Source organism: candidate division WOR-3 bacterium, assembly GCA_016934535.1.
Classification (GTDB): Bacteria; SDB-A; SDB-A; order SDB-A; family SDB-A; genus JAFGIG01.
Map to the genome: position 1 here is coordinate 1 of JAFGSQ010000012.1, position 25,065 is coordinate 25,065.

Below are 25,065 nucleotides of genomic sequence, written 5' to 3' on the forward strand. Positions count from 1 at the left end.
AAAAAAGAAAACTCGAAAACCGACAATATTTACAGAGAAAAAATAAATGAAATAAAAATAGCGGTATCAGAAATCGAAAAAAAAGAAATCAAACCTTTTGACGACTATCTGCTGAAGCTCTCAAAAAAAATTTTAGAAGCCGCCGAAATAGAGAGTAAAGTATGTCCGGCTTACTTTCTGAAAAGTCATTTCGAAGACCTGAAAAAGGACAATGAGACCATGTATTCTCACAGGCTTCCTTCCAATTTCGGAACAAGTTACGAAGAACTCGAATTTTCATCAAAAATTTTTGGCGAGGAAAAGGCGAAGCTTCTCGCTTTTTTCTGTAACGAAATTAACAAAAATCTCAATTACTGTTTCTATAACAAAAGATTTGCGATCGTCAGCGGTCTGAAAAAACTCGTCGATCTTTACAGTGTTTCAAGAAGCGGAGAAATCACAGCAGAAAAAATAAGGCAAATCGTTTTGTCTGACATCGCTGAAACAAACATAGAACAAATGAAACAGTTTATGACAGAGCAATTCGATCCTTCTTACAAGCTATGTCACGACATCGTCACGGGTAGTGATTTGTCTGATGTAAAATATCTCTTCAGTTACGGCAAGTACATATCAGAAAACGAAATTAAGATGGCGGATTTTTTGTCGGAATATTCGGAAAAAAAACTCGAAATGCTCGCCGATCAGATTGTCGGTTCTTATATCAGAAGCTTTAAAGGTTCCGGGAAATCTTACCAGGGCAAACCTTACGTCCTGCTGTTCGGAGCCGTAGGTCTTGAAGCGCTTTTGAAACACTTGCTTAAAAAGCTCGAAGAAAAGAAATTTAAAGCCCTCTTTTACGACATGTTTTCTACTGACATAAACAAACAGATGAAATATGATTTCAGGTTCAGCAACAGTCTTTATCTCGACGAGGAATACGTCGATTTTATGATTAGCTCCACCGAAAAGCTGATGCCTGAATTCAAAGATATATTTTCTGAAGTTTCCGGAATGATACACGTGGCTAAATTCGGAGAAAGCCCGTTCAAACCCGCCATAAAAAAGGTAAAATACGAACTGACGGAAGAACAGCAGGAACTGAACAGAAGGATTCAGGCGGAGATAATGCAGATAAGAGAGAAGTATCTGCCAATGTCTTCTATAAGTTTCACTATTATAGCTTTCCCGTCACCTGAGATAGGCGGAAACTTCAAAGAGATATTCTCCGACATAATAGATATCAATCTCCTCCAAGCCGAAAAATACGAAATGATCCAGAAAAAAATAATTGACGCACTTGACAGTGGAAATTATATTAGCGTGAAAGGAACTGAAGGCAACAGAACCGACATAAAGATAGCTCTCAAACGCCTGGAAAATCCTGAAAAGCAGACTAACTTCGTCAATTGCGGTGCAGACATGAACATTCCCGTAGGTGAAGTTTTCACTTCTCCGGTGCTAAAGGGAACATCGGGAGTGCTTCATGTCAAAGAAGCCTTTCTCAATAATTTGAGATTTGTTGACCTCGAACTTGTTTTCGAAGACGGATACATAACTTCTTACAATTGCGCCAATTTTTCCAGTCCCGAAGAAAACAAAAAATATGTAAAAGAAAATCTCCTTTTTCCCCATGAAACTCTGCCGATGGGTGAATTCGCAATCGGCACGAACACACTCGCGTACGTCAAGGCGAAAAAACACAAAATAACACACCTTCTGCCTGTTTTGATTATAGAGAAGATGGGGCCTCACTTTGCTATCGGCGACACGTGTTTTTCGCATCAGGAAGACATGAGGCACTTCAACGAATGTGACGGCAAGGAAATGATGGCTAAGGAAAATGAAAGGTCGGCGATACGCAAAGAAGACATGAAAAAAGCTTATTTCTTCAAACACACCGACATTACATTGCCTTTCGAGGAAATTGCCTGCATAAAAGCTGTAGGAGAAGCTTCGGAAGTCTGCGTGATAAAAGACGGACGGTTCGTCTTAGAAGGGACTGAGGAGTTAAATTCGGTCTTCGAATAAATCATTCTCCGACATGTCAACTACTTTGCAGGCTTCTTGGAGAGTGCTGACGTGAGAGGCAGCTATTTTCAGGTTTTTTGAATTTTTCAAGCCTTTATAATACCACAGCAAATGTTTTCTCATAATCGTAATCCCCCGTTCCTCACCGTAAAATTCAACCATCAGACGGCAGTGTTCCTTGATCAATTCGTTTCTTTCGCCTTTTGAGTACTGTTTCTCCCTAAAAATCCAGGGATTGCCTCTTGCCGCCCTGCCTATCATAACACCTGCAAAGGATCCTGAAGATCCCAAAAAAATTGCTTTTTCGTAGGAATCCACGTCGCCGTTACCGATGACGGGAATTTCCGAATTTTCTGAAATATATTTAAGCGTTTCCCAGTCGGCTTTTACAGAATAATTTTGAAGTGCGGTTCGGCCGTGAATTTTGATGAGAACTAGACCGATTCCATGCAAAGCTGAAAGAATTTCGTCATATATGGGCGCGTCAAATCCAATTCTCGTCTTGAGCGTGACCGGAAATTTCGATTCTTCAACAGTCGCCTCGGCGCAGGACCTCAGTTTCGTCAAATCTTTCAAAAGCGCCGCTCCGTTGCAGGATTTGATTATTTTTCGCGCCGGACACCCGGCGTTAAGTTCAATGAAATCGGGATAAAGAGGATTTACAAGAGAGACCGCTTTTCTGATTTTAGACGGATCTGAACCGGCTATCTGAACGGTTACCGGTCTTTCCTCATCTGCAAAAGACGCTTTTTGCAGATATTTTTTCGGATTAGACGTTATTCCCTGAACAGGTATCATCTCCGTGGTTACGTGAGAAGCCCCGCAACGGCGGCAGATAATTCTGAAAGGTCTGTCTGAAATACCGTCAAGAGGAGCGAGTTCTATTCTCATCTTTGGACATCAGGCCGTAAAAAGAAAAACCCATTGCCGAGAGTACTACGACGGACAACACAATCGCTCCTGCCCAGCCGATTTTAGAAAGCAGAAGGGTCGCGGCCGTAACGATTATACCGGCTGAGGCGACACCGAAAAGTATCGCCAAAAAAGACTTTCGGACGTCTATGCCGGCGAGGAAAGCCGCGAAAGCGCCGGTCCATGCTCCCGTTACAGGCAATGGAACAGCTACGAAAAGCATGAGACCCAAAGATTTATATTTTTCAATCGAGGCTGATTTTTTTCTGGTCTTCCTGAACCACCAGTTTATAATACTTGCAAATTTTCTGTTTCTGGAGAGGAATCTGGAAACTGCGCCTGTAAAAAGAAGAATCGGAAGGACAGGTATCATGTTGCCCGCGACAGCGGCGATGTAAACTCTCCAGTAAGGAAGATCGAGTGTAAGGATGCCTACGGGTATGCCGCCCCTGAGTTCGAATATAGGCAGCATTGAAATTAGGGCTATTATGATGTCGGGAGGAATGCCTTTTTCTCTGAGAGTCATTGTGAACTTTTCTTTCAGGGTTCTTTCATTGTGCTGGCAAGGTTCGTCGGCGTGGAGACCCAATACGATCTGCGATAGAACGGAGATCAGAACAAGGAATAATACTATAGTGTGTTTCAAAATTTAAGCAGGCTGACGACTGCCCGGGCGGATATTCCTTCCATCGCGCCTTCGGGTCCCATTCGTTCGCTCGTCGTGGCTTTTACGGCTACGGATGATGAGTCGCAGCCGACGGTTCTGGATATGTTTTCTATCATTTCGGGCACGTGCGGACTGAGTTTGGGTTTTTCCGCCACTACGACGGAATCTATGTTTACTATATGAGGATTTCCGGCTATCACTAGAGCTTTTTTGAGAAGATGCGCGCTCGAAGCGCCCAGAAAAGATTTGTTGTCATCGGGAAAGTAAAATCCGATGTCTCTCATGCCGCAGGCTCCAAGCACAGCGTCGGTTATGGCGTGATACAGAGCGTCTGCGTCGGAATGGCCCAAAAGACCCAGCTCAAAAGGGATCTTTACCCCTCCGAGTATGAGATCCCTGTTTTCTGAGTATCTGTGAAAATCCAAACCGAATCCGACCCTCGCCGATGAGGCGAGAAGTTTTTGAGCCGTGTCAAAGTCTTCTCTCGTGGTTATTTTAAAGTTGCATGAGTCTCCGGGAACTGTCAGCACCTTTGTTCCGTTTTTTTCAGCGTACGAGGAGTCGTCTGTCAGAATTTCAGTGCAGGAAGCCAGCGCATTTTCTATGATTTTTTTTGGGAAAAACTGAGGCGTCTGAATCCTGCGGAGTTTTGATCTGTCCACAGTCTTTTCAACAAACCCGTTTTTGACCTCTTTTATTGTGTCAAAAACATCTGTGACGGGAATGACTGAAAAACCTTTGCGGCATTCCGTCCAGAGTTTTTCAATAAGTTGTCTTTTAAGCAGTGGTCTGGCAGCGTCATGTATGGCGACAAATTCGCAGGACGTTTTTTTTATTCCGTTGAGAACGGAAAGATGCCTTTCACTTCCGCCTTCGATGAAAACAAGTTTGTGCCTGTATGTGCTTTCGGGACGGAATAAAGACTGGGAGTTTTTGATACCTTTAGGTTTTACGATAACAATCTCGTCACAGCCGTCTGATGCGTCAAAAGCTTTGGCGCTCCATTCCCACATTCTGAGGCCGAAAAGAGGCATGGATTGTTTCAAAACAGGGGCGGAGAATCTCTTGCCTGATCCGCCCGCGACAATTACAGCACTAAATCCCACAACAGCTTTCTTTTAGACAGCTTGTCCCTTTTCAGAAAAAGGATAGTCCCTTCGGAAGATTTTACAAAACTTGATACTCTGCATGTAATCTCTTTATCAGGGATGTGTTCTTCGTCTTTAACCTGGTAGATGGTGCCGTCCGGAAGGCGGCCTTTAAGACCGGATTCGTCTTTTTCGAAGGGTTTTACAGAAATAAATTTTCCAAGCCAGTATTTATCGGAAAAAACACCGGCGGTTCGGTCGAAATTGATGTTTTTTATTCCGTAAAGCATGGACAGGTGATCAGCTTCAGTCTCCGAAGAAACGACGAATGTTTGGGAATATTTCCTGTTTTTTTTGAGCAAATCCGGGAAAGATTTGCAGTCGCTTATTTTTACTACGGAGACGCCGGTTACGTCCGAAAGACTTTCAATGTTTGCAGAAGCGAGTTTCCCGTCTTTTTTGTGGCTTGAAGAAGAATCGGACAGTTCGGAGAAAAAGTCAATCCAGGAGGTCATCAGGTAGAGATCGGTTTTAAAAGGGAAAATTTCAAGAAAAGGAATAAATCTTGCATCGCACAGGGCGAGTGACGTCGGAATCAGTCTTATTTTTTTTTCAAACATGGGCGAGAGAAAATTTTTAAACATTATTTTCCTTTTGGCTTCTTGGTTTCGGCGGAAAGGTCTTTTAGTACTTTTACCGCTTCTGAAATATTCTTTACCGGGATGCCTTCCCGTATTTTGGACTGTGGCACGATTATAGTTTCGTAGCCAAGCCTTTTTGCTTCCTTGATCCGAAGCTCGTGACTTTTAACCGGTCTTATGTCTCCCGAAAGGCTCATCTCGCCGAAAGCAATCGCGTTTGCAGGAATACTGAAACCGGAATAGCTGGAAACCACTGCCAGGGCAATAGAAAGATCGAGTGCCGTGTCCGAGACGTGAAGCCCGCCGGCAATGTTGCAGTATATGTCTACGCTTCCTGAATCAGCGTTCTGCCACTTGTCCAGTACGGCGAGCAGCATGGACAGCCTTTTCTGGTTGAAACCGTTTACAACTCTCGCTGGTACTCCGAATTTTGTGGGTACGGTCAGTGATTCCACTTCTACAATGAAAGACCGGTTGCCTTCTATGACGGACCCCCTTATCGTGCCCGGAGGGAGTACCTTTTTGTCTTTGTCGAGCAGGATCTCGGTGGCGTCTTTTATTTCTTCAAATCCTTTTTCTGTCATTTTGAAAATCCCGATTTCGTCTGTTGAGCCGTAACGATTCTTGTATGATCTCAGTATTCTGAATTCCTGCCTTCTGTCGCCTTCTATTGAGAGGACGACGTCGACAAGATGTTCGAGTGATCTCGGCCCCGCGAGGTCTCCGGATTTTGTGACCTGTCCGATTAGAAAAACGGTCGAACCTGTTTTTCTGGCGAAAGTGCACATGATCTCGGAAACGCTTCTGACCTGATTGACGCTTCCGGTTATGCTCTCAATGGCAGGATTGAATACCGTCTGGACCGAATCGAGAATGACGGCGTCGTATTTCCCAACGGAGAGTATTTTCAGAATTTCGTTGGCGTCGTTTTCCGAGACGAATTTGAGGTTTTCCGAATGAGAACCGATTCTTTTCGCTCGCGAGAGAAGCTGATGCATGCTCTCTTCAGCAGTTATGTAAAGCGCATTTTTCGAAAAATTAGCGACGCTGTCGGCCACCTGGAGTATAAAAGTCGATTTTCCGATTCCGGGTTCTCCGCTGATAAGTATGGCAGATCCGGGGATAAAACCTCCTCCGAGAACCCTGTCGAATTCACCGACTCCGGTTATCGATTTTTCTGAATCAGACTGATAGGCGGAAATATCCTTGACGGATGACGCGGCTTTCGAAGAAACCGCTTCTTTTGATTCTACGACTGTGTCCCATGCCCCGCAAGAAGGACAGCTGCCCTGCCATCTAGTAAATGTCTCTCCGCAGTTGGAGCAGACAAATTTATCCCTGTTGACCTTTTTCACAGCTTAAAACACTTCGAGGTTGATGTATTTTCTCGGATTCGCTCTGATGTCTTCCGCCAGCATTTCGTATGCGCCAACCGCTCTTCTCATGTCGTAATACAGCGAATCTTCCTTTATGAGTTTGCCGAGGGTACCTTCACCTCTCGCTATAGATCTCTCTATCTGAATTAATAGCGTCAGGGCGGTGTCCATTTTACACAAAGTCGTGTCAAGAAGGCCAATGGTCTTGTCGAGTTTCTCACCCTTGTCCGATAACTGAGAAGAGACCGCGGCAAGGCTCGATCGGGTCTGGACGGCAGTCTGACGGAGTTCTGCGAGAAGATAGGTGAGATTTTGAACTGTCGACTGAGCGTCTACCACCAGGACGGTGCTTTGTTTTAGCAGTTCGCCCGCAGAAGTGTCGAAATTGCTTTTGATATCCGAAACAAGCATTTCAACATCTTCAACGGCTTTTGAAAGCTGTCCGATGTCGAATATCATGACAGGGTCGGTTGGCATCAGCTTTGTCGTGTCAAACGCCACGACGAGAGTTCCGGGTGTTATGTTTATATATTTTACGTTTGATATGAGTGACGTCTGGTATATCCCGGCTCTGGCGTCTGCGTTCAGATGAACGTCTTTGTCAAGAAGCATCTCGATTTCGACTTCCTTGTCGTGTATCGTAATTTTTGAAACCCTGCCTCTTGTCACGCCGTGTACCTGAACATCTGCGCCTTCGAACAATCCGCTGACGTTGTTGAAGACCGCTCTGATTTTGTAACCCTTTTTTGAGAAAGTGAAGTTTGAGAGAAAGGCGTAACCGGCAATGACAATAATAATGCTCACGACAGCCAGAAAAGTCACTTTCCACGAATAGCTTTTTTCAATATGTTTCATAATGCTAATTTATATCACAAAATCCGGGCAATTCAATTGAAAGATTATTTTTATATGTCATTTTTTCAAACGTCCGTGAAACGTATTGCGGATATCGAGCGCAATCAGTTTATCTCTATCGGACCTTCACTTTTACCGAGCAGAAATTGATTCAGATACGGGTTGTCAGAGTTTTTAGTTTCTTGCGTTGATCCGGAAAATATTATCTGGCCCTTGTAAAGCATTGCTATCCGCGAAGCCACAGTATAGGCTGACTCTATGTCGTGGGTTACGACTATGCTCGTTATGTTCAGTCTTGAGTTTAAATCCACTATCAGTTCGTTTATGTGTTCAGCGAGAATGGGATCGAGCCCTGTGGTCGGCTCGTCGTAAAGAATGTAAGCCGGTTCCATTATAATCGCTCTCGCTATGGCGACCCTTTTTCTCATTCCGCCTGAAAGCTCAGCTGTTTCGAGAAATTCACAGCCCTTTAAGCCGACCATTTCGAGTTTTTCGGATACCTTGTCCATCATTTCGGAAAAAGGAATTTTTGAATGTTCTTTGAGCGGCAGTGAAACGTTTTCAGCGACCGACATGGAGTCGAAAAGGGCTCCTCCCTGAAACACGAAACCGAACTTCTTTCTCTGTCTGAAAAGCTCGGGAACGCTTATTCTTTCAAGATTGACTCCGTCTATTGATATTGTTCCGGAATCGGGCCTTATCAAACCTACCATGTGTTTAAGTAAAACGCTCTTTCCTACGCCTGATTGTCCTATTATGACGAGCTTTTCGCCGTTTTCGACGTCTATTGACAGGTCTTCGTAAACGATCTTGTTCTCAAATTTTTTGTAGAGATTCTTTATGGAGATCATCTGAACACAAGCCTTGCGACAAGATAGTCAGCTATCAGAATCAGGACGGACGCCGAGACAACAGCTTTTGTCGTCGCTTGTCCGACGCCTTTTGCACCGCCGTCGGCGTGAAAACCTGTAAACGTGCCGGCAAGGGAAATTATCATGCCGAAAATCACGGCTTTGATCAAACCTCCGAACAATTCGATCGGCATAAAGCTGAACTTCATGCCTTTCATGAAAGTTTCGTGCAATATTCCCATGGAAAGCGTGGCCAGCAAATACCCGGCGAAGATCGATGCAGCCTCGGAAATCACTGTTAAAACGGGGGTCATCATAACTACTGCAAAAAATCTTGGCAGAACCAGGAATCTGAAAGGGTTTATTGCCATGGCTGAAAGAGCGTCAATCTGTTCCGTGACTTTCATGGTACCGAGTTCAGCCGCCATTGCCGCTCCGACTCTTCCTGAAAGCATCAGCCCCGTCAGGAGAGGACCGAGCTCTTCGAGTGTCGCTTTTACTAGAGCCGTCGAAATATATATGTCGGGGATTATTCCCCTTCCTTGAAATTGAGCCTGAAATGTCGTCACGAGGCCTATCGCGGCCGAAGACACTATTATAATCGGAAGCGACTGATTGCCGGTAAGATACATCTGTTCTACCGTCAGTTTTAGAAGTATTCGGGGTTTCTCGAAAGATTTAATCATTTCTACTATGAAAAGAAATATTGAATTGATCAGGATTAGTATACCTCTGACCCTGTTTCTTATGAGATAGTAAAATCTGTCGATTATCTTTTTTATTATTTTATTCATCTTCCGAGGAGTCGACCGGATCGAACCTGAGGTACTCCGGAGTCCAGTGGAGTTTTATGATGTCGGTAGGTCCGTTCCTGTTTTTTGCTATTATGAGTTCGGCCTTGTTTTTTACTTCTTCTTCCTTTGTGTAGTAATAATCTCTGTGCAGAAACATGACGACGTCTGAGTCCTGTTCTATGGCTCCCGATTCGCGCAGGTCGGATAGCTGGGGTTTACGCTCCGTTCTCATTTCAGACGCTCTGCTGAGCTGTGATAAAGCAAGTACCGGGACGTCAAGTTCTTTTGCCATTGCTTTCAGCGCCATGGAAATGTTGGCGACTTCCTGCTGTCTGTTCTCTACTCTCATTTCCGTGTATCTTATAAGCTGAAGATAATCAATAATTATGAGTCCGAGCTTTTTTCCACGTTTGCTGAGGTCTTCGGCTTTCCTTCTCGCTTTTGCTTTAAGTTCGAGAATTGACATGGCCGATGAGTCGTCGATGTATATGTCGGTGGACGCAATTTTTGAGGCGGCGTTCGTTAGCTGGTCGAAATCCGCGTGAGATATGAAACCGGTGTTGATCCTCTGGCTGTCGACACGGGCAAGGCTCGCTATCATTCTGCTGACAATTCTCAGACTGTTCATTTCCAGGCTGAAAATGAGTATGGGGACTTTATTTTTTGTCGAAGTTTCGGTCGCCATGTTCAAAGCGAAAGCCGTCTTTCCCATTCCCGGTCTGGCCGCCAGTACTATGAATTCCTGTCTCTGCAAACCTCTCGTGATCTGGTCGAGTCTGGGATAGTGAGTTTCGACGCCGGATATTTTTCCCTTGTTCTGATAAAGATTGTCAACTTCCTTTATGGCTTCGTGAACGACGTCGGATATCTCGTCGAAATCGGAAGATTTTTTTTCCTGTCTTATCCTGAATATCAGGCTTTCCGCGTTGTCAAGCTGTTCTTCGGAATCCATGTCCGAAGTCGTCGCGATTGATACGATTCCCTGACAGACATCTATGAGTCTTCTCAGGATGGAAGTGTCCTTGACCCTTTTAATGTATTCCGAAGTGTTCGAAGCCGCAGTGCCGAGAAGGCTGCCTTCGAGTTCAGCCAGATATGCAATGCCGCCTATTTCTTCGAGTCTTTTCATGCGGCGGACTTCGTCGCCGACAGTGACGAGATCGACGACCGGATTGGGAGTGTCGTTGAATATTTTCATTATTGCCTGATAAATTATTTTATGCGCGGGAACGTAAAAATCTTCAACGGAAAGCCTTTCCGCGGCGAGTGAACAGGAATCCGAGTTCAGCATGCAGGAAGCCAGAACAGCGGCCTCAGCTTCCGGAGAGGAGGGAAGGATGCTTCTTTTGGCAGTCGCCATCACCACGTTCCTATTTCGTCAGGATCTTCACCCTGGGCTATCCTCAAGAGTATCTTGACGTCTTCCCACGCAGGTCTTTTTAAGTTGGGATTTCTCAACAGAGCGCTCGGATGGTAGGTGACGACTACGGGAAAAGATTCGAATCTGTGAATGCGGCCCCGGTAATCGGAGAGTTTTTGCCCTTTGTTCAAAAGGGCTGAAGCGGCGTGCCTTCCGAGGGCGCAAACAACTCTCGGGTTAATCGCGAGAATTTGGCTGATTAATGTTTCCAGACATTTTTCAACCTCGTCAGGAATGGGATCCCTGTTTTCAGGGGGCCTGCATTTAAGAACATTGCAGATGTAAACGTCTTTTCTACAGGTCTGCATACCTTTTTCTATGATGTCAGTCAGGAGTTTGCCGGCTCTTCCGACAAAAGGCCTGCCGCTCAGGTCTTCTTCACGTCCCGGCGCTTCTCCCACGAATACTACTTTTGCATCAGGATTCCCTTCTCCGAAAACCATGTTGGTTCTGGTCTCGCCGAGAGTGCATTTTTTGCACGATTTTATTTTTTCGAAAATATTATTCAGTATCGCGGCTTTTTCTGATTGCCCGCCGGAGTATGCTTTGGTTTTGAAGTTTTCAATATATTCAACGCCTTCTTCTTCCAATTCTTCCAACAAAGCTATTAACTGGTCTCTATTTACGGATTGCATCTGCTATACATTTTACGACAATTACGGCCAGATCGTTTTTTGAAATTTTCTCAAATGAGGAAATCGCGGATCCGTCACTTCCTATTATCACTATGTCTGAAGAATCTGCTCCTATAGAGGAAGGAGAATTGGCTATTACAAGGTCGAGTTTTTTCGTTCCGATTTTTTTTCTCGCGTTTTCCTCAAGATCCGAAGTTTCAAGAGCGAAACCCACGGTAAAGATTTTTCCTCTCATGCCTGAAGTGGCCACAAGAATATCGTCTGTTGGTGTGAATTCGATTGCAATGCTTTTATTTTCTCTTTTTATTTTGTTTTTGGAAAAAGACGCGGGGCGGAAATCGCTTATAGCCGCTGACATAATAAAAATGTCGCATTCCGGAAGCAGCCGGAGGACGGCGTCTTTGAAATCTGCTGATGTTTTCGCCTCGTGATACGAAACTCCGTGAGGAAGCGGGACCTGTGGAGGGCACACGAAGTCAATTTTTCCGGCTCTTTGCCTGAAGGCTTCCTGAGCTAAGGCACGACCGGTTTTACCGCTGGAAAGGTTTGTTACAACTCTCACGGGATCTATTGGTTCAGAAGCCGCTCCGGCCGTGATGAGAATTCTTTTGCCTTCGAGCAGTCCTTCCGAGAGAAGTTTTTCGCATTCAGCTATTATAACCGATTCTCCGGCAAGCCTTCCTGTTCCGATGTCATTGCAGGCGAGAGAACCTGATTCAGGTCCTATAAAGTAAAATCCTTTTTCACGAAGAAAATTGACGTTGCTCTGGACGATATTGTTCGTCCACATATTGACGTTCATGGCTGGCGCGACGGCAATTTTATTTTTGTAAGCGAGAGCTACAGAAGAGAGAAGGTCGTCACCGGAACCTTTGGCGAGTTTGGCTATAAAATCAGCGCTCGCCGGAGCTACAAGAAAAATGTCCGCCCATTTTGCCAGGTCAATGTGCGGGATGGGGAAGCCGCCGTAACATTTAAAGGTGTCGGTGTAGACTTCCGTGCCCGTAACGGCTGAAAAAACAGATTCGCCCATCAGTTTTAATGCGGATTCAGTCATGACGACTCTGACGGAGTGTTTATTTTCCCTAAGTCTTCTTATCAGAGAAGGCATTTTATAGATTGAAATACTTCCTGTCAGTCCGATCAGGATGTTGCTCATAATTTTTTCTTTTCCGATTTGTCCGGTTTTTCCAGTATTTCTTCTTCGTCGGCGTAATGATAATTCAGTTCTTTGTTCTGAAGTTTATTAAAAGCGGTCACCAGAGGTTTTTCTTCGAGCTGAAGAGCTCTGTTTTTGGCCAAAGCGTTAAGTTTTTTTGCTTCTCTTGCAGCGGCAATAGTGATCTCGAAGAGGTTTGTGCTGTCGTCGAGAAGACCGTCTTTGGCTATTCTGTAATTTTTATTGTCCAATTTGCCACCTCCTTAATTGAGTTTTTATCAACGAGGCATTTTTCGGCGGTGAATATGCATTTTATCTGCATCAGAGCCTCTTTTACTTCGTCGTTTTTCACAACATATTTGTATGCGCCTATCTTTTTCAATTCTGATTCCGCATTCTCGATTCTTTTTTCGTATTCATTGTCGGTTTCAGTGCCTCTCTTTTTGAGTCTGCTGGCGAGAGTCTCAGGAGAAGGAGGCAAGATGAATATTGTCGTCGCGTGAGGATATATTTTCAAAAGGCTTGCGACGCCTTGTACGTCTAAATCGAGAAGACAAATATTATCATTTTTTCGGGATTTTTCAATCTGTTCCAGCGGCGTTCCGTAAAAAAATCCGTGAACCTTAGCCCACTCTAGAAATTCATTGCGGTCAATTTTCTTTTTGAAAGCTTCTTCGGACACGAAAAAGTAATCTACGCCTTCTATTTCACCCGTCCTCCTGGGTCTTGACGTGAAAGAGACTATGTAGTCAACTCCGGGCGTTGAATTTTTCAACTCTCTGCAAATCGTCGTTTTTCCGGCTCCTGAAGGGCCTGAAAGGGCAATAATCATTTTCTTTTTCATTCTATATTTTGAACCTGTTCTCTTATGTTTTCAAGGTTTTCTTTGATTTGGACTACTTCTAAAGATATTTCTGCTTTCTGAGCCTTGGAAGCAATTGTGTTGGCTTCTCTTTGCATCTCCTGTATAAGAAAGTCCAGCTGTTTGCCTACGGGAGAGTCTTTTTTCAGAATCTCTTTGAATTTTTGCAAATGAATGTTTAAGCGGTCCAATTCTTCATTAATAGTTATTTTATCGGCTAAAAATGCAGTTTCGGTCAAAATTCTTGCTTCTACGAAGTTCCGGAACCAGATCCTGTCTTTGTCCGATATATCCTGCCTGGCTGACAGCAAGGAATCTATGGAGTCCGACAGAAGAGCGAGCAGTTTCCCCTTTTTTTCAATGACCACTGAAGGGGCGATATTGCCGATGCAATCTTTTGATCGCTCTATTTTGGACAAATATACGGATATTGTTTCAGCAAGTTTTTTACCCTCTTCGATCCTTTTTTCAGATAGATCGGAGAGAGTTTTTTCAATTGTGTTTTTAATTGTTTTCCATAACTCTTCATCGGGATTCTGGCCTTCTTTTTGGATATTTAGGTTGAATTGAAGAACATGTTCCAAAAGGACAGAATCTTTAAGTCCGAGGGTTTCTTTGAGTTTCAAAATTTCATCTAACGTTGATCTGGCCATCTTTTCGTCGAAAGAAAATCCTCCGTTTATCTGCGAGGGGTTTTTTATCGAGACTGTAATTGTAATTTTTCCTCTTTTCATTTTTTCGGCGACAATTCCGGCAATTTCAGTTTCCATGTTCGATACTTCTCTCGGAGCATTCAGGGATACGTCGAGGTATCTGTGATTCAGGGATTTTATGGCGACGCTGAGAGACGAGCCGTCTTTAAGAATTTCCTCGGAATTTGCAAAACCTGTCATACTGCTTGGCAATCAGACCTCCTCGTATAATATTGAAACTGGTCCGTCGTTTATGTATTCGATGTCCATGTGAGCGCCGAAATCCCCTTTCTGCGCCGACGGTACTCCTTCCCGGATTTTTTCGAAGAAGAAATCAAAGAGTTTTTTGGCGTCTTCGGCTTTCATCGCTTTTCCGAAATCGGGTCTTCTGCCTCTTTTTGTGTCAGCGTACAGAGTGAACTGAGAGATCACCATGATAGAATATTCTGTTTCTATTACGCTTTTTTCAAAAGATTTGTCTTCTTGGTCAAAAAGCCTTGCGTTTAATATTCTCGAAGCGAGCGAAAAAGCATGTTTTTCAGTGTCTTCTCTTTTTACACCAAGATAGACTATCAATCCTTTTCCGATAAAAGCTTTTTTCCCGCTTTCTGAAAAAACTCCCGCTTTTTTTACCCTCTGCACTAAAGCCAGCATTAATTATCAGTCCTGTTTCGAAAAATTTGTGAGACGGCGTAAAACAGTATAGCGGATATGATAATAAAAAAACTCAGCTTTATCAATTATTTTTATTGTTTATTTGGTCTGAATTGGTTTATACTCTTTATCTTTGACAATCAGAAAAAAACCATAGAATAAAAAACCGTCTTCGTTCACGGAAAGGAGAAGTTGAAATATGGTCTTGGAGCGTTTTAGAAAACACATGGCAATTGTATTCTGGATCGTAGCCATAGCTTTTGTCGTTATGTTCGGATGGTCCCAGCTCTGGGACACTTTGGCCGACATTATCGGAAGAGATAAAAACGCTGGTATGAATGAAGCGCTCGAAGATACGGCTTTCGTCATTAAGGGCAGTGCTCAATCTTACGTATTTTACGAGCTCGAAGTCGCACGCGAAGCGGCGACAATCCAAAGCAGGGGGCAAAACGTGGGGGAAAGAGAAAGGGACGCCATTAGCGAAAGAGTATATCTTTCCATGGTTCTCGACGAAGTTCTTTTCAACAGGGCTCTCACGGCCGGCTTTTCAGTAAGCAAGAACTATCTCGGAACTATTTCCGATACGATGAGCTTCTACAACAGATTTTACGCTCAGCAGAGAATGATATCCGAAGAAGATTTTTTGTCCATGCTCGAAAAGAGAGAGACCTCAAAACAGCTCAAAGCCTTCATGGGATTATCCGCTTGGGTTTCTCCCATACAGGCAATAGTCAGAATGAGAATTCAGACAGACAAATACGAGACCGAATACGCCTTTTTCAAGGTTCCTGAGACGCAAGTTTCTACTTATGTAGATGATTCGATTTTATTATCGGTATACGACAGTTTGAGGATAAAAGGATTTACGTCCCTTCCGGACAGGGCGGTGGTAAGATATATAGGACTTGCATACGGCCCACAGGAAGAAGATTGGGTGAGAACGGGCAGAAGAGCCGGTCAATTGATGGAGAAGTTTCGCGGCATAGCAGGCGATTCTCTTATTACAGTTTTCTCGAACCTGGCTTCTCAGTATTCTGACGATTACAGCAACAATACAAACGGCGGTTATCTGGGATGGATTGGAAAAAACTCCGAGATCGACAAAGACTTTTTGGAAGGATCTTTTGCGATCGAAGCCGGAACAGTGGGCGGTCCCGTCAGGACTGTTTGGGGCTGGCACATTATTTATGTGGGAGACAAGACTGAAGATTCGATAGAAGTTTCTCACATACTTCTTCAGGTTAAAGGTGATGCGGAGAGAGACCAAAAATCACTCGATCTTATGACGAGGATAAAAGATGATTCCAAGTTCATGAGCCTTGACTCGATAGCCGGACTTTATTCGATGACCATTGAGGAATCTTCTCCTTTCGACAGATGGGGAAAGTACTCTCCTGATTTCGGATTCATTCAAAGCGCAGTCAATTTTGCCTTTTCTGCGGATTCCGGAAAGGTCGGAGGTCCCTACATAGGTTCCAGCAGAATAGTGATAGTTGAAACGCTGAAAAGACTTCCTCCCGGAGAGCTCTCATTCGAAGAGCTGAGATCTTCGATTGCCGACTCACTTCAGCGAGAAGCAAATTTTGAAGAATGCTTTCAGAATGCCCGGAAATGCGCTCAGCTCATAACAGGAGGACAAACTCTCGCTTCGGCCGCATCCGCTTCGGGAGGTGTTTACAGCGGTCCTGCCGTTCACGGTTTTTACGAAGATCTGGAATACTCAAAATCCGGAGGAACGGTTCAAATGGTGGGTCTGACGGCGCAAGAACCAGGATTTTACGGCCCGATAAGAGGGACTGACGGATGTTACGTAATCCGCCTCATCGGAAAAGAAACCTTGTCGGATTCGCTCATACAGAGCGATTTACCGGCGTACTGGTTTAATCTCAGCCTCCTGAGAGGCAGAGAATTCATAAGCCAGTGGAGTGCTTGCGTTCTGCAGAAAGCTTTCTCTTCAGGCGAAATAAGGGATTTGAGATACAGAGTCACAGAACAGGAATAAGTAATCTTTTTATAAAAATATGAGAACCGCTGTCCTGAAAGACGATTGACAAAGTCACATTACAAAAATCGTCTTTTTCACGGGTTTCGGGGCTTTTACAATCATGAATGAGAGGTTTTCGGCACTTTCGTTATACCAGCAGTGGGCAATATCCTTCGGGCTTTCGACGAGAGTGTTTTTGTCCACCTCAATTTTTTCAGTTCCTATTTCGCAAATTCCCTTTCCTTCTAAAACGAAAAAGGCAACATCTACGGGGGTTATATGCCTTTTTAGCGATTGACCGGGTTTCAATGTAATAACTGTTATCAATGCTTCTTTTCTGTCATAGAGATTTCTTGCATCTACGTTGTGAGCGTTATTCATGACCGGACAATCCGAAAGTTTTTTAAAAGATATCATAATTCCTCCTTTGTGAAAAAAGCAAAAGCGCCGCTTTAGATAGCGGCGCCTGGAAACCGTCGTGCAATTAAATCGCGGTCAGTCCCCGCAATGTCCACTGCCATGACATGGCGAGACCGAGGACTCGCAATGGTTTTCACAGCCTGAATTGCATCCATTCTGGTTTTCTGATCCGTCTTTGCATCCTCCGTTCTGACATTCGCCACGGCAATCCTGGCATGTGCTGCCGCATGAACAGCAGTTGTCAGCGCATGTGCCTTCCGAACAGGAACATGATTCGCAAATGCATTCCTCGCATACGCATGACTCTGAAGTTGTCTGAGATGATATAAACGCGCCGTACAAAACCGGCAGTGCGAATATCTGACCCGAAGCTATTAGGCTTATAAATGTTAAGACAAGCATTTTATTCTCCTTTATTTTTACGAGGTTTTTACTATGAATTTCGTTTTGTTTATTTCAGCCATACGCAGTACATGCTTTCCAATCTGTTTTGGTTAGTAAATCCCTTTGAAAAAAACCTTTCAAGGCAGTATTTATTTTCGGAATCGAAAATGATTTTGTCTCTGATTTCTAAATTCATCCGCGAAAAACCGTCTTTTATTTTTTTCGTCACAAGACCGTCTTTTTTTGCGGATATGAGAGACACAGAGCATTTACAAAAACCGGATTCGGAAACACATTTTAAAGATACAATTTTGTTTGAAATACAGCAGGTATGATTTTTTAAAGTTGTTTTCTGATTAACATTTTTTGACCGAGCGTTGCATCTTGCTAATACAGGAGATGGGAATCCCATTGTAGCGCATAGCAATAATGCTGAAATATTGCTGTGTTTCAATTTCATTTCTTAATTATATCAGAATTAAACCCAAGATCAAAAAAAGTTTTCAATTACAAATGTATAAAGGAATAATTCAGGAACTGAGAAAGATTTGTTAAAAATTCAGATCAGCCTTTCTTTTATCCATTCATCTTTTCCGATTTCTTTCATTTTCATCATGTTCTCAACTGCGGCTTTATGATGAGCCATTCCTGATATCCAATTGACAACCTTTTTGCAAGGGAAATCTCCGCATTCTCCGCAGAAGTCGAGTTTTTTCCCGTAGAAGCAGCAATTCAGTAGTTCACAGTCTCCCGACCAATGGCATTTGGTTCTGTCAGACCTGCATCCGTCGCAGCCTATTTTTTCCGTGTCAACATTAATGCTTTTCCAGTATTCAAGTTCTTCGTCCGTCCGGAGATGAATACTGCAGTTCATACAGTCCAGCCCGCAAATTCCGAGTCTTTCAGCATTTTTCATCATTGCTCTTTGGTTGATGAAACATTGTCAGTTTTCACTGCAACTCTTTGAATCATTAATTTCCGAGACACCAGTCGGCGGCGTTTTTCATGAGTTCCCAGTCCGAACCCACGTCGTCGAATTCCTTGAAAAAATCAATGCCGTCCCTGTCGCTGTCCTCTTCCCATTCAGGATGAGGTCCTGTAAGAAAAACTTTTCCGTTTCCGTATTCACAAGCGATTATTGCGGGACGCTTGTTCAATGAGTAGAAACCTATGATAAAAATATTCTGTCCCGACAAAGTGTCAGGTTCGAAATAGGGGCCGTTGTAAAACATTAACCATGCAGAGTCATCTAGTGAAGATGTGAATGAAAGTGTAGTGTCTATGTCTATTCTGCACATTCCAATCTCGGGATAAGCGAATATCTCCGGGTTGGGACCGTATCCCGTACCCTTGAACAGTCCGAGTTGGCCGTTTTGTATTACTTTGCCGTCCCAGATCTGGGTTTGGCATGCAAAAAGGGCGCCGGCGCAAGTACCTATGTAGCCGCAACCGTTTTCAACTGATTTCCTGATAACGTTTTTTCCTCTGTCGTCGATGTCTCTTAAATACGGTCCCGAAGAACCTCCGGGGAAATAAAAAATATCGATGTCTGACACCCTTGAATCGTTGATGTCTTCTGCGTAAATCTTTTTTGTCTGATAACCCATCCAGCGGAACATTTTTTCAGCAGGGATCACGCACCCCTGTGCTGCTCCTTCCCCCGAGTAGATTCCTATAATCGTTGTACTTTCATCTCTGGCGGTCGAAGGATTTTGTCCGAGACAACTGATGTTTAAAACAGCCGAAACAAATAACGGGATAAACGCAACAATTTTTATCTTATGCATCCGAACCTTCATTTTACAGTGAAGGAAAACCCTGTTCTGGCTTGCAAAGCTGGTTCCAGATATACGTTGCCGGGAATCCAGCCCTCCGATTTTACATCGCACTCCGCGAATATTTCAACCCATTCAGTTACAGGGCAGATGACACCGAGCATCAGCGCTCCGCCCGTTTGTGAGCTTTTTGATGAAAATCGCTGATCATCGGGTTGAAGCCACAAAGATGCAGATGTTGAAAAAGAAAATGATTTTTCACCGACAAAGAACGGATATCTTATCATTTCGAGGGATAAGCCGGGCCAGAACTTGTACCTTGATGCATAACCCTGAAGCGAAAGAACCAGGTTCGCATTTCCCTGCCGGTAGAAAAGATGAATACCCGTTGCAGTCCCGAAAGAAGTCAAATGATGGGTGACGGCGAAATTCCACCAAAACTTTTCGTGAGTGAAAGGATTGTTCGCGCTGAACCTGTCAACTCCGAACATCTGCGGTGAAACAAAATTGAGAAAAATCAAACGGCTTTGGAGTCTGAGATAATCAAGCTCTTCACTCGTCAGCTCCGACGGCATAATATAGCGATCAACTCCGACTCCTGAAGGATGTGGCCGTCCGCGCAATCCTGAAAGATAAGGTTCATCGGGACGGAAAAGGTCGTAGACCCAGGACAGGTAATCACCGCCTATGATGTCCCGTTTCATGATGTCCGCGTCTTCCTTAAGTGTTTCTTCTTCGATTATTTTGTTCGCCTCATCGTCGGCGCAGAGCATGATATACCAGGCAAGGCTTCCGAGGTTTAGCCACATGTCAGCCAAATCATACACCGGCGATCTTCCGCAGAAAAAATTTGATTTCCTCATCTTCAAAGCAAGCTCGATCTGGACTTCTCCGCCGGCTTCGGCAAGCCTGACCATGTCGGCGGGGTGTTCGTCCTTGAGTCGAATCAGATCTTCATCACGGACGTGGCTGACACTGACAAGTTCTGCGAACGGATTGAGATATATGTCGTTTTGACTCGATATTCCCCTTCGGGTGAGAACTGCTCTGTGCCCTTCCTCGTGAGTCCAGCCCCTGAAGGGTGAGACGAGGTCAAACAGTATTATTGATACGCAAAGTCCGCCGAATCTTTTATTCGATAAGAGGGCTCCAAAACTTTTATCGGACAAATCCGGTTCCCACATCAGTTTCATGGTGTGGTGAATACCTTGTGTGACTCCGCTCGTAATAGCTATGGACTGTCTAATGCTCGGAAACGAATATCCGTTCTCTGTGTTGAAGGGGACGTCAGCGAGAGTAAATTCGAGAATAACGTAAGGACGGGTTGCTCTCAGGTGTATGTCCGGCGGGTAAGGCGGATTCTCGGAAAATGATGCTCCGCTTATCGAGCCGAGAATTATTAAAGAAAATAAAAAATATTTGTTCATGTTTTTGTCACAAGCGCCGCAGCAACGGATCCAGCCGAAATAAAATCTTCCGACGAACTGAACTTGCCCACGAGTTATTTTACTTCATAATCAATTCAAGATTAGTCATGCATACTCTCTCAAGCAAAGAGATAGACGGTATTTTATAGCGCGGGGAGTTTTTAGTCAAACTACTCGGCAACAAAAGACCAGGGAGTCGAATTCCTTATTTCATAAGTGTCCATGTCTTTTGGCGGTACATGAAGACCGCTCATGCCGTATGTGATTTCGGCTTTGAAAGATGAGATCCTTTGCCCGCCGAAGAAAGAGTTTTCAAAAAGAAATTCTACATAACCGATGAAAGGTATTTGTCTTTCAAAAAAATGTCCGTCGAGGCTCAAAATCCATCTTACGGCGGCGTCTTCATCGCTCCTCCATGGAACGTCAAATTTGGAATATTCACTCACGAGGAGAGAATAGGTCTCTCTCTCAATGTAAGGAACCTGAACCGTTCCGCTGAAAAATCTGCCGGAGTTCGGCGTTTCACTCCGTTGAAGAACCTGCCACGAAGACCAGTTTTTCAAATCGGTGGAATATCTTACGTACACGTCTCCTTCAAAAGGTTTTGAAGTGTCTCCGCTGTTGAGAATGAATGATTCGGGCTCTGGTTGAATAGTTACCCTGACGGAAACGGCGTAAGGAGGACGCCATGAAAGTCCCAAAGCGAGAGGAACTGTTTTAATCCAGCTGCTGTATGATGAGGCGGCCTCCCCGTCCCAGCCCAGACCTTCATCTGTCACGTTAAATGCTCCCAATTCCGACCAGGAGGCCTTTTCAAGAGCGTCGGTGCTGTCGGTGAAGTCAATTTCAAGAGATTTGTAGTCCAGAATGGACGCGAATGATTGTGAAGCAAACATTACGGAAGTAATTGCAGTAAAAAGAATTTGAAATATTTTCATTTTATTTCCTTTCTCTCGCTGTATTATTTGAAAAACTCTGCCATATTACTGAATAAGTAAATTTTCAAGTGAAGGTTTGACATCTCTTTTAAAATGCGCGGTTTCGGTGAACGAATACAAGCATTGAGATCCAAGTTGTTGTCCCAAATCCATGAAATACCTGTCCGGATTCAATCCCGAATTGTGCGCCGCCTTATAAATTATGCCCAGTCTTATCAGGGTGTCTCTGAAATCAATTGTTGCGTCTTCAATTGCCGCAGCTGTCAGACCGTTCATAAGTAATTCGGGATCTGCGTTCCGCTTTATCAGATATGCCGCTCTCACTGTATATATTGTCACGGAGTTCAATAAAGCATTGTGAGTGTGAATTATCTCTTTGATTATATTTCGCTGGTTCCGGTTCATATTTATGAAAGCGGGTATGAGAAAGTCGAGTTTTTCCAACATTGCTTCTTGATTGTCAGGTCCGGCAGAATTATTAGCCAATATGTCCGCTTCATCGAAATCCTTGTTTTCCTCGCTCATCAACCTTGACAATTCATTTTCGTAGCATTTTTCCCGAATATCTTGTTTGTCGCTCAAATCAATCAAGTCGGTAATTCGGGTTTGCGTGTCATTATCAAAAAGTATTTGCAATTTTGATAACAGTTGATTTTCTTCCGGTTTTTTGACAGTGATGCGTTTAAATCTGTCAGATTTGGAAAAAGTGTTTTTAATATACAGCAGAACATCAAGTTTATTGTATGACAGAATTTCATCTATGAAATTGTCCGGAGTCAAACCCGCTTCATGAGCGCTGACATATAGGTGTTCGAGAGATTTTTCCAATTCACGGCCGCTTTCGGAGCTTTTGATGAATATTGTTGCTGCCGTCAGGGCGTTTTTCAGCCAAGCGGAATCATCCGATGCTTTTATCTTGTCAGCGGCGTAAGCGACGTAAGCCGGCAACGACTGATTAATGTTTGCGTGATCTGAAACAAAATTTTTAATTTTTTCTCTTTCATCCAGTTTCAAATCAAAAAACAAGGGCAATAATTCATTTAATTCCTCAAAGATTTCATCCTTTAAATTTTTGCCAGTTTTTTTCCTCGCTCGAATGTAGGCGCTTGCCCTTTCTTTCAGGGGTAGTTTTTCCTCAAGTATTATTCGATCCTGCTCTTTTATAATTTCCTTTGAATTCATATCTTTCTGTTCGTCAAGTTCTTCAAGGCGTTTTAATGTCTTTGTTATATCTTTCACTGTTAAACTCAAATAGTTATCCCTTCCTCAAACTCCCATTCAAACGGTCTGTTCAGACCCCTCAGTGTCTGAATTTCCGGATATGTGATTTTTTTCAATTCAACGGTTTCGACAAGGCCGTCCTCTGTATGCTCAGTTCTGGTGATGCTGTATTCCTCCTTGAGGAAATCAATATTGTAACAGGTAGATTCCAAAGACGCCCTGTGAGTGCTGGTGTATTCACAGGCAATCAGTATGAATTGACCGTTAAGGTAACGAAATTCGTATGTTATCCTCGTCATCCACCAGGTTCCCATGCTCCACCAGGATAAAAAATCCAGTATCAGTAAGCCGTTATCAATTCTGATGTCTTCAAACGGTTCAGCCATATTGTGGTGCGTACTGCTGATTATGAACGTGTTGTTTCTTTCCTTGAAAACATATTTTTCGAGCGTGTTGTCTTTGAAATATACAGCCAATATCCTCGGCTGAAAATGGGAAGTATCGGGATAATATTCATCGTTCGATATTATCTGAACGCTGTCCCGGTATTGAAAAACGACGGCAATATCCGCGAATGAATCGCCGTTCAGGTCGCCGGATACAGAATCCAGTACAGACCATCCATCGGGAATTAAATCTTTGGCGGAATTGCCCTCTTTTTCAAGAAGCGGATATGTAAAATTCTGTCCCAGAATATATCCCGAAAATAACATTAATGAACATATCAATAAAACAGTGGTTTTTATTAAACACGACATAGTGACACGTCTCCTTTTAACTAAGTATTAACTGATTATTACGTATTCCATCGCTTTTTTTATGTCTTCAGCAATCATTTTTCTTTTACTTTTTTCAATGTTGAATGAATCACCTGTTTGTGTGTATGATGGAATGTAAAGAACGGAATTTTCAATGTAGTTTCCGGAACGTATTTTGTAAGTCGAACCGGTCGGTATGACTTTGCGTCCCAAACTTTCTTTCATAATATAGTTTACACATTTGATTGCGAAATCCCCCATGCACATGACGACTTTTGTGTTCGGAAATTGCTCTAATTCACGGAACAGAATGTTTGAGCAATTATTAAGAGTCTTTGATGAAACGAGATAATCCTTCTTACAGCATTTAATCGCGGTGGTGAAATAAAAGCCCTTGTCGGTCAGTTCTTTGATTCTTTTTACGGCGTATCCGGCGTCATTGAAAGCCATGCATGTTGTCTTGTCAAAAAATCCTCCGGAATAATAATAATCCTTTTTATCAGGGGGAGGCGCTTCGGATACAACCACGATGTTAACTTTTGTTGGGTCAATGTTTATTTCAGGAAATATCCATTTATGTTCAACGTCGTTACAGGGGAAACTGCATTTTAGATGGCGATTTATTCTCATCGATATTCTCTACCGTAATATTCTAACAAATATTCCCCCTTAGGATACGGTTTTTATTTAATCATAAAATACAAACGATATTTTGAATCTTCGATTCAAAAATCTGATTCGCGTCTATTCGCGTTAATTCGTGGTAAATATCTTTTTTTTTCTTTTTTCGTGTTCATTCGCGTTACGATATTTTCATCTACGATGAAAAATCGAATTCGTGGTAATATTTTTTTTCTTTCTTGTTGCGATTTGTCTTAAACCAGTTCAATACCTCAACTCATTACCGAGTATATTTATATTCGTCGAAGCGTCAGGTTTTATCTTTTTTACTTCTACGAGATTTAAAACGTCGTATCCTTTTTTCTTCAGGAAACGCAACATCTGTCGGTTGTCCGGATGCACCCAGATATACATCTGAAATGCGCCTTTTTCAAGGACGTAATTCTCTGTGTAGTCAAAAAGCAGGGACGCGTTCTCAAAACCTCTGAATTTTCGGTCAATGAAATGCCATTCGAGCCAATATACGTCGTTTTCGAATTTCAAAACAGAAAAACCGATCAGTAAATCGTCGTCGTATAATCCAAATACGATCTTGTTGTCTTTAAAATATTCAGACGTTTCTTCAAACGCTTCTTTGATAGTGTATTCTATCGGAGATTTGTTGAGCTTGTGCAAAATAAGTCTGAATTCATAGACCATCAGCACAAGTTCAGACCCGGCAGATGCAAGCCTGCGGATTTCTTTCATTTTCACCTCTAGCCATTGTTAATGTTCATCAATTAACAATAGAATAATTTTAATGCCGTGAATTCAAGAAATCAAAATATAATTTTCGTTCACTAGTGTCCTAATAAAATCATTATAAATTGAAGAGATTCATTTGTCCACAAGGGTCTCTGGCATTTAGGGGATTGTCGGGAT

At 43.2% G+C, this 25,065-nt stretch carries 27 protein-coding genes; 2 read left to right on the plus strand and 25 right to left on the minus strand.

The features are described from left to right. The coding region (locus tag JXL83_02310) for an aminopeptidase (protein ID MBN2362945.1) at positions 1 to 2,010 on the plus strand (2,010 nt) is incomplete at its 5' end. Here the strand turns inward: JXL83_02310 and JXL83_02315 are convergent. The 15 genes from JXL83_02315 to JXL83_02385 form a co-directional block, all read right to left on the minus strand. Further along, on the minus strand, positions 1,990 to 2,901 hold the full coding sequence (locus JXL83_02315) for a tRNA-dihydrouridine synthase (protein MBN2362946.1): 912 nt from the start codon (positions 2,899 to 2,901) through the stop codon (positions 1,990 to 1,992). The genes JXL83_02310 and JXL83_02315 overlap by 21 nt on opposite strands. Further along, positions 2,876 to 3,448 (minus strand): small multi-drug export protein, encoded by a 573-nt coding sequence (locus JXL83_02320; GenBank protein ID MBN2362947.1) that lies wholly within the window; start codon positions 3,446 to 3,448, stop codon positions 2,876 to 2,878. The genes JXL83_02315 and JXL83_02320 overlap by 26 nt, the downstream gene beginning before the upstream one ends. Positions 3,449 to 3,564: 116 nt before the next feature. Next, positions 3,565 to 4,695, minus strand: coding sequence for a 2-C-methyl-D-erythritol 2,4-cyclodiphosphate synthase (locus JXL83_02325; protein ID MBN2362948.1), 1,131 nt, complete (start codon positions 4,693 to 4,695; stop codon positions 3,565 to 3,567). Next, positions 4,677 to 5,297 carry a hypothetical protein gene (locus JXL83_02330; GenBank protein MBN2362949.1) on the minus strand — a complete coding sequence of 207 codons (621 nt, stop codon included), beginning with the start codon at positions 5,295 to 5,297 and terminating at the stop codon, positions 4,677 to 4,679. Before JXL83_02330 ends, JXL83_02325 begins: the two co-directional genes overlap by 19 nt. A 23-nt stretch (positions 5,298 to 5,320) precedes the next feature. Beyond that, on the minus strand, positions 5,321 to 6,673 hold the full coding sequence (gene radA, locus JXL83_02335) for a DNA repair protein RadA (GenBank protein ID MBN2362950.1): 1,353 nt from the start codon (positions 6,671 to 6,673) through the stop codon (positions 5,321 to 5,323). Positions 6,674 to 6,676: 3 nt separating this feature from the next. Further along, a complete protein-coding gene (locus tag JXL83_02340; GenBank protein ID MBN2362951.1) occupies positions 6,677 to 7,549 on the minus strand; it encodes an MCE family protein in 873 nt (290 codons plus the stop codon). A gap of 104 nt (positions 7,550 to 7,653) precedes the next feature. Then, a complete protein-coding gene (locus tag JXL83_02345; GenBank protein MBN2362952.1) occupies positions 7,654 to 8,400 on the minus strand; it encodes an ABC transporter ATP-binding protein in 747 nt (248 codons plus the stop codon). Next, positions 8,397 to 9,194, minus strand: a complete 798-nt coding sequence (locus tag JXL83_02350; GenBank protein MBN2362953.1) for an ABC transporter permease — start codon at positions 9,192 to 9,194, stop codon at positions 8,397 to 8,399. Before JXL83_02350 ends, JXL83_02345 begins: the two co-directional genes overlap by 4 nt. Next, complete coding sequence (gene dnaB, locus JXL83_02355) at positions 9,187 to 10,554, minus strand: replicative DNA helicase (GenBank protein MBN2362954.1); 1,368 nt, start codon at positions 10,552 to 10,554, stop codon at positions 9,187 to 9,189. The genes JXL83_02350 and dnaB overlap by 8 nt, the downstream gene beginning before the upstream one ends. Further along, positions 10,554 to 11,249 (minus strand): uracil-DNA glycosylase, encoded by a 696-nt coding sequence (locus tag JXL83_02360; protein MBN2362955.1) that lies wholly within the window; start codon positions 11,247 to 11,249, stop codon positions 10,554 to 10,556. Before JXL83_02360 ends, dnaB begins: the two co-directional genes overlap by 1 nt. Then, positions 11,233 to 12,408, minus strand: a complete 1,176-nt coding sequence (gene coaBC, locus JXL83_02365; GenBank protein MBN2362956.1) for a bifunctional phosphopantothenoylcysteine decarboxylase/phosphopantothenate--cysteine ligase CoaBC — start codon at positions 12,406 to 12,408, stop codon at positions 11,233 to 11,235. Before coaBC ends, JXL83_02360 begins: the two co-directional genes overlap by 17 nt. After that, positions 12,405 to 12,659: a hypothetical protein gene (locus tag JXL83_02370; protein ID MBN2362957.1), complete on the minus strand. Its 255-nt coding sequence runs from the start codon at positions 12,657 to 12,659 to the stop codon at positions 12,405 to 12,407. The genes coaBC and JXL83_02370 overlap by 4 nt, the downstream gene beginning before the upstream one ends. Then, on the minus strand, positions 12,635 to 13,252 hold the full coding sequence (gene gmk, locus JXL83_02375; protein ID MBN2362958.1) for a guanylate kinase: 618 nt from the start codon (positions 13,250 to 13,252) through the stop codon (positions 12,635 to 12,637). The genes JXL83_02370 and gmk overlap by 25 nt, the downstream gene beginning before the upstream one ends. Next, positions 13,249 to 14,175 carry a YicC family protein gene (locus JXL83_02380; GenBank protein ID MBN2362959.1) on the minus strand — a complete coding sequence of 309 codons (927 nt, stop codon included), beginning with the start codon at positions 14,173 to 14,175 and terminating at the stop codon, positions 13,249 to 13,251. The genes gmk and JXL83_02380 overlap by 4 nt, the downstream gene beginning before the upstream one ends. Next, positions 14,176 to 14,616: a D-tyrosyl-tRNA(Tyr) deacylase gene (locus JXL83_02385; protein ID MBN2362960.1), complete on the minus strand. Its 441-nt coding sequence runs from the start codon at positions 14,614 to 14,616 to the stop codon at positions 14,176 to 14,178. Between the two features lie 226 nt (positions 14,617 to 14,842). On the opposite strand from JXL83_02385, the gene JXL83_02390 reads away from it, so the two are divergent. Continuing rightward, complete coding sequence (locus tag JXL83_02390; protein MBN2362961.1) at positions 14,843 to 16,618, plus strand: peptidylprolyl isomerase; 1,776 nt, start codon at positions 14,843 to 14,845, stop codon at positions 16,616 to 16,618. A gap of 54 nt (positions 16,619 to 16,672) precedes the next feature. Here the strand turns inward: JXL83_02390 and JXL83_02395 are convergent, their stop codons facing one another. The 10 genes from JXL83_02395 to JXL83_02440 form a co-directional block, all read right to left on the minus strand. Further along, on the minus strand, positions 16,673 to 17,017 hold the full coding sequence (locus JXL83_02395; protein ID MBN2362962.1) for a cupin domain-containing protein: 345 nt from the start codon (positions 17,015 to 17,017) through the stop codon (positions 16,673 to 16,675). 78 nt (positions 17,018 to 17,095) lie between these two features. Continuing rightward, complete coding sequence (locus JXL83_02400) at positions 17,096 to 17,422, minus strand: hypothetical protein (protein MBN2362963.1); 327 nt, start codon at positions 17,420 to 17,422, stop codon at positions 17,096 to 17,098. Positions 17,423 to 17,963: 541 nt separating this feature from the next. Beyond that, positions 17,964 to 18,323: a DUF3795 domain-containing protein gene (locus JXL83_02405; GenBank protein MBN2362964.1), complete on the minus strand. Its 360-nt coding sequence runs from the start codon at positions 18,321 to 18,323 to the stop codon at positions 17,964 to 17,966. Between the two features lie 52 nt (positions 18,324 to 18,375). After that, complete coding sequence (locus JXL83_02410) at positions 18,376 to 19,191, minus strand: hypothetical protein (GenBank protein MBN2362965.1); 816 nt, start codon at positions 19,189 to 19,191, stop codon at positions 18,376 to 18,378. An 8-nt stretch (positions 19,192 to 19,199) separates the two neighbouring features. Beyond that, entirely contained in the window at positions 19,200 to 20,606 is a 1,407-nt protein-coding gene (locus tag JXL83_02415) for a hypothetical protein (GenBank protein MBN2362966.1), read from the minus strand. Positions 20,607 to 20,776: 170 nt separating this feature from the next. Then, the gene (locus JXL83_02420) at positions 20,777 to 21,544 is read right to left on the minus strand and encodes a hypothetical protein (GenBank protein ID MBN2362967.1); all 768 of its coding nucleotides are present in this window, start codon (positions 21,542 to 21,544) and stop codon (positions 20,777 to 20,779) included. Positions 21,545 to 21,589: 45 nt separating this feature from the next. Then, entirely contained in the window at positions 21,590 to 22,783 is a 1,194-nt protein-coding gene (locus JXL83_02425; GenBank protein ID MBN2362968.1) for a hypothetical protein, read from the minus strand. Between the two features lie 8 nt (positions 22,784 to 22,791). After that, positions 22,792 to 23,523: a hypothetical protein gene (locus JXL83_02430; protein MBN2362969.1), complete on the minus strand. Its 732-nt coding sequence runs from the start codon at positions 23,521 to 23,523 to the stop codon at positions 22,792 to 22,794. 27 nt (positions 23,524 to 23,550) lie between these two features. Further along, the gene (locus JXL83_02435) at positions 23,551 to 24,153 is read right to left on the minus strand and encodes a uracil-DNA glycosylase (protein ID MBN2362970.1); all 603 of its coding nucleotides are present in this window, start codon (positions 24,151 to 24,153) and stop codon (positions 23,551 to 23,553) included. A gap of 255 nt (positions 24,154 to 24,408) precedes the next feature. Then, complete coding sequence (locus JXL83_02440) at positions 24,409 to 24,891, minus strand: GNAT family N-acetyltransferase (GenBank protein ID MBN2362971.1); 483 nt, start codon at positions 24,889 to 24,891, stop codon at positions 24,409 to 24,411. Positions 24,892 to 25,065 lie beyond the last annotated feature (174 nt).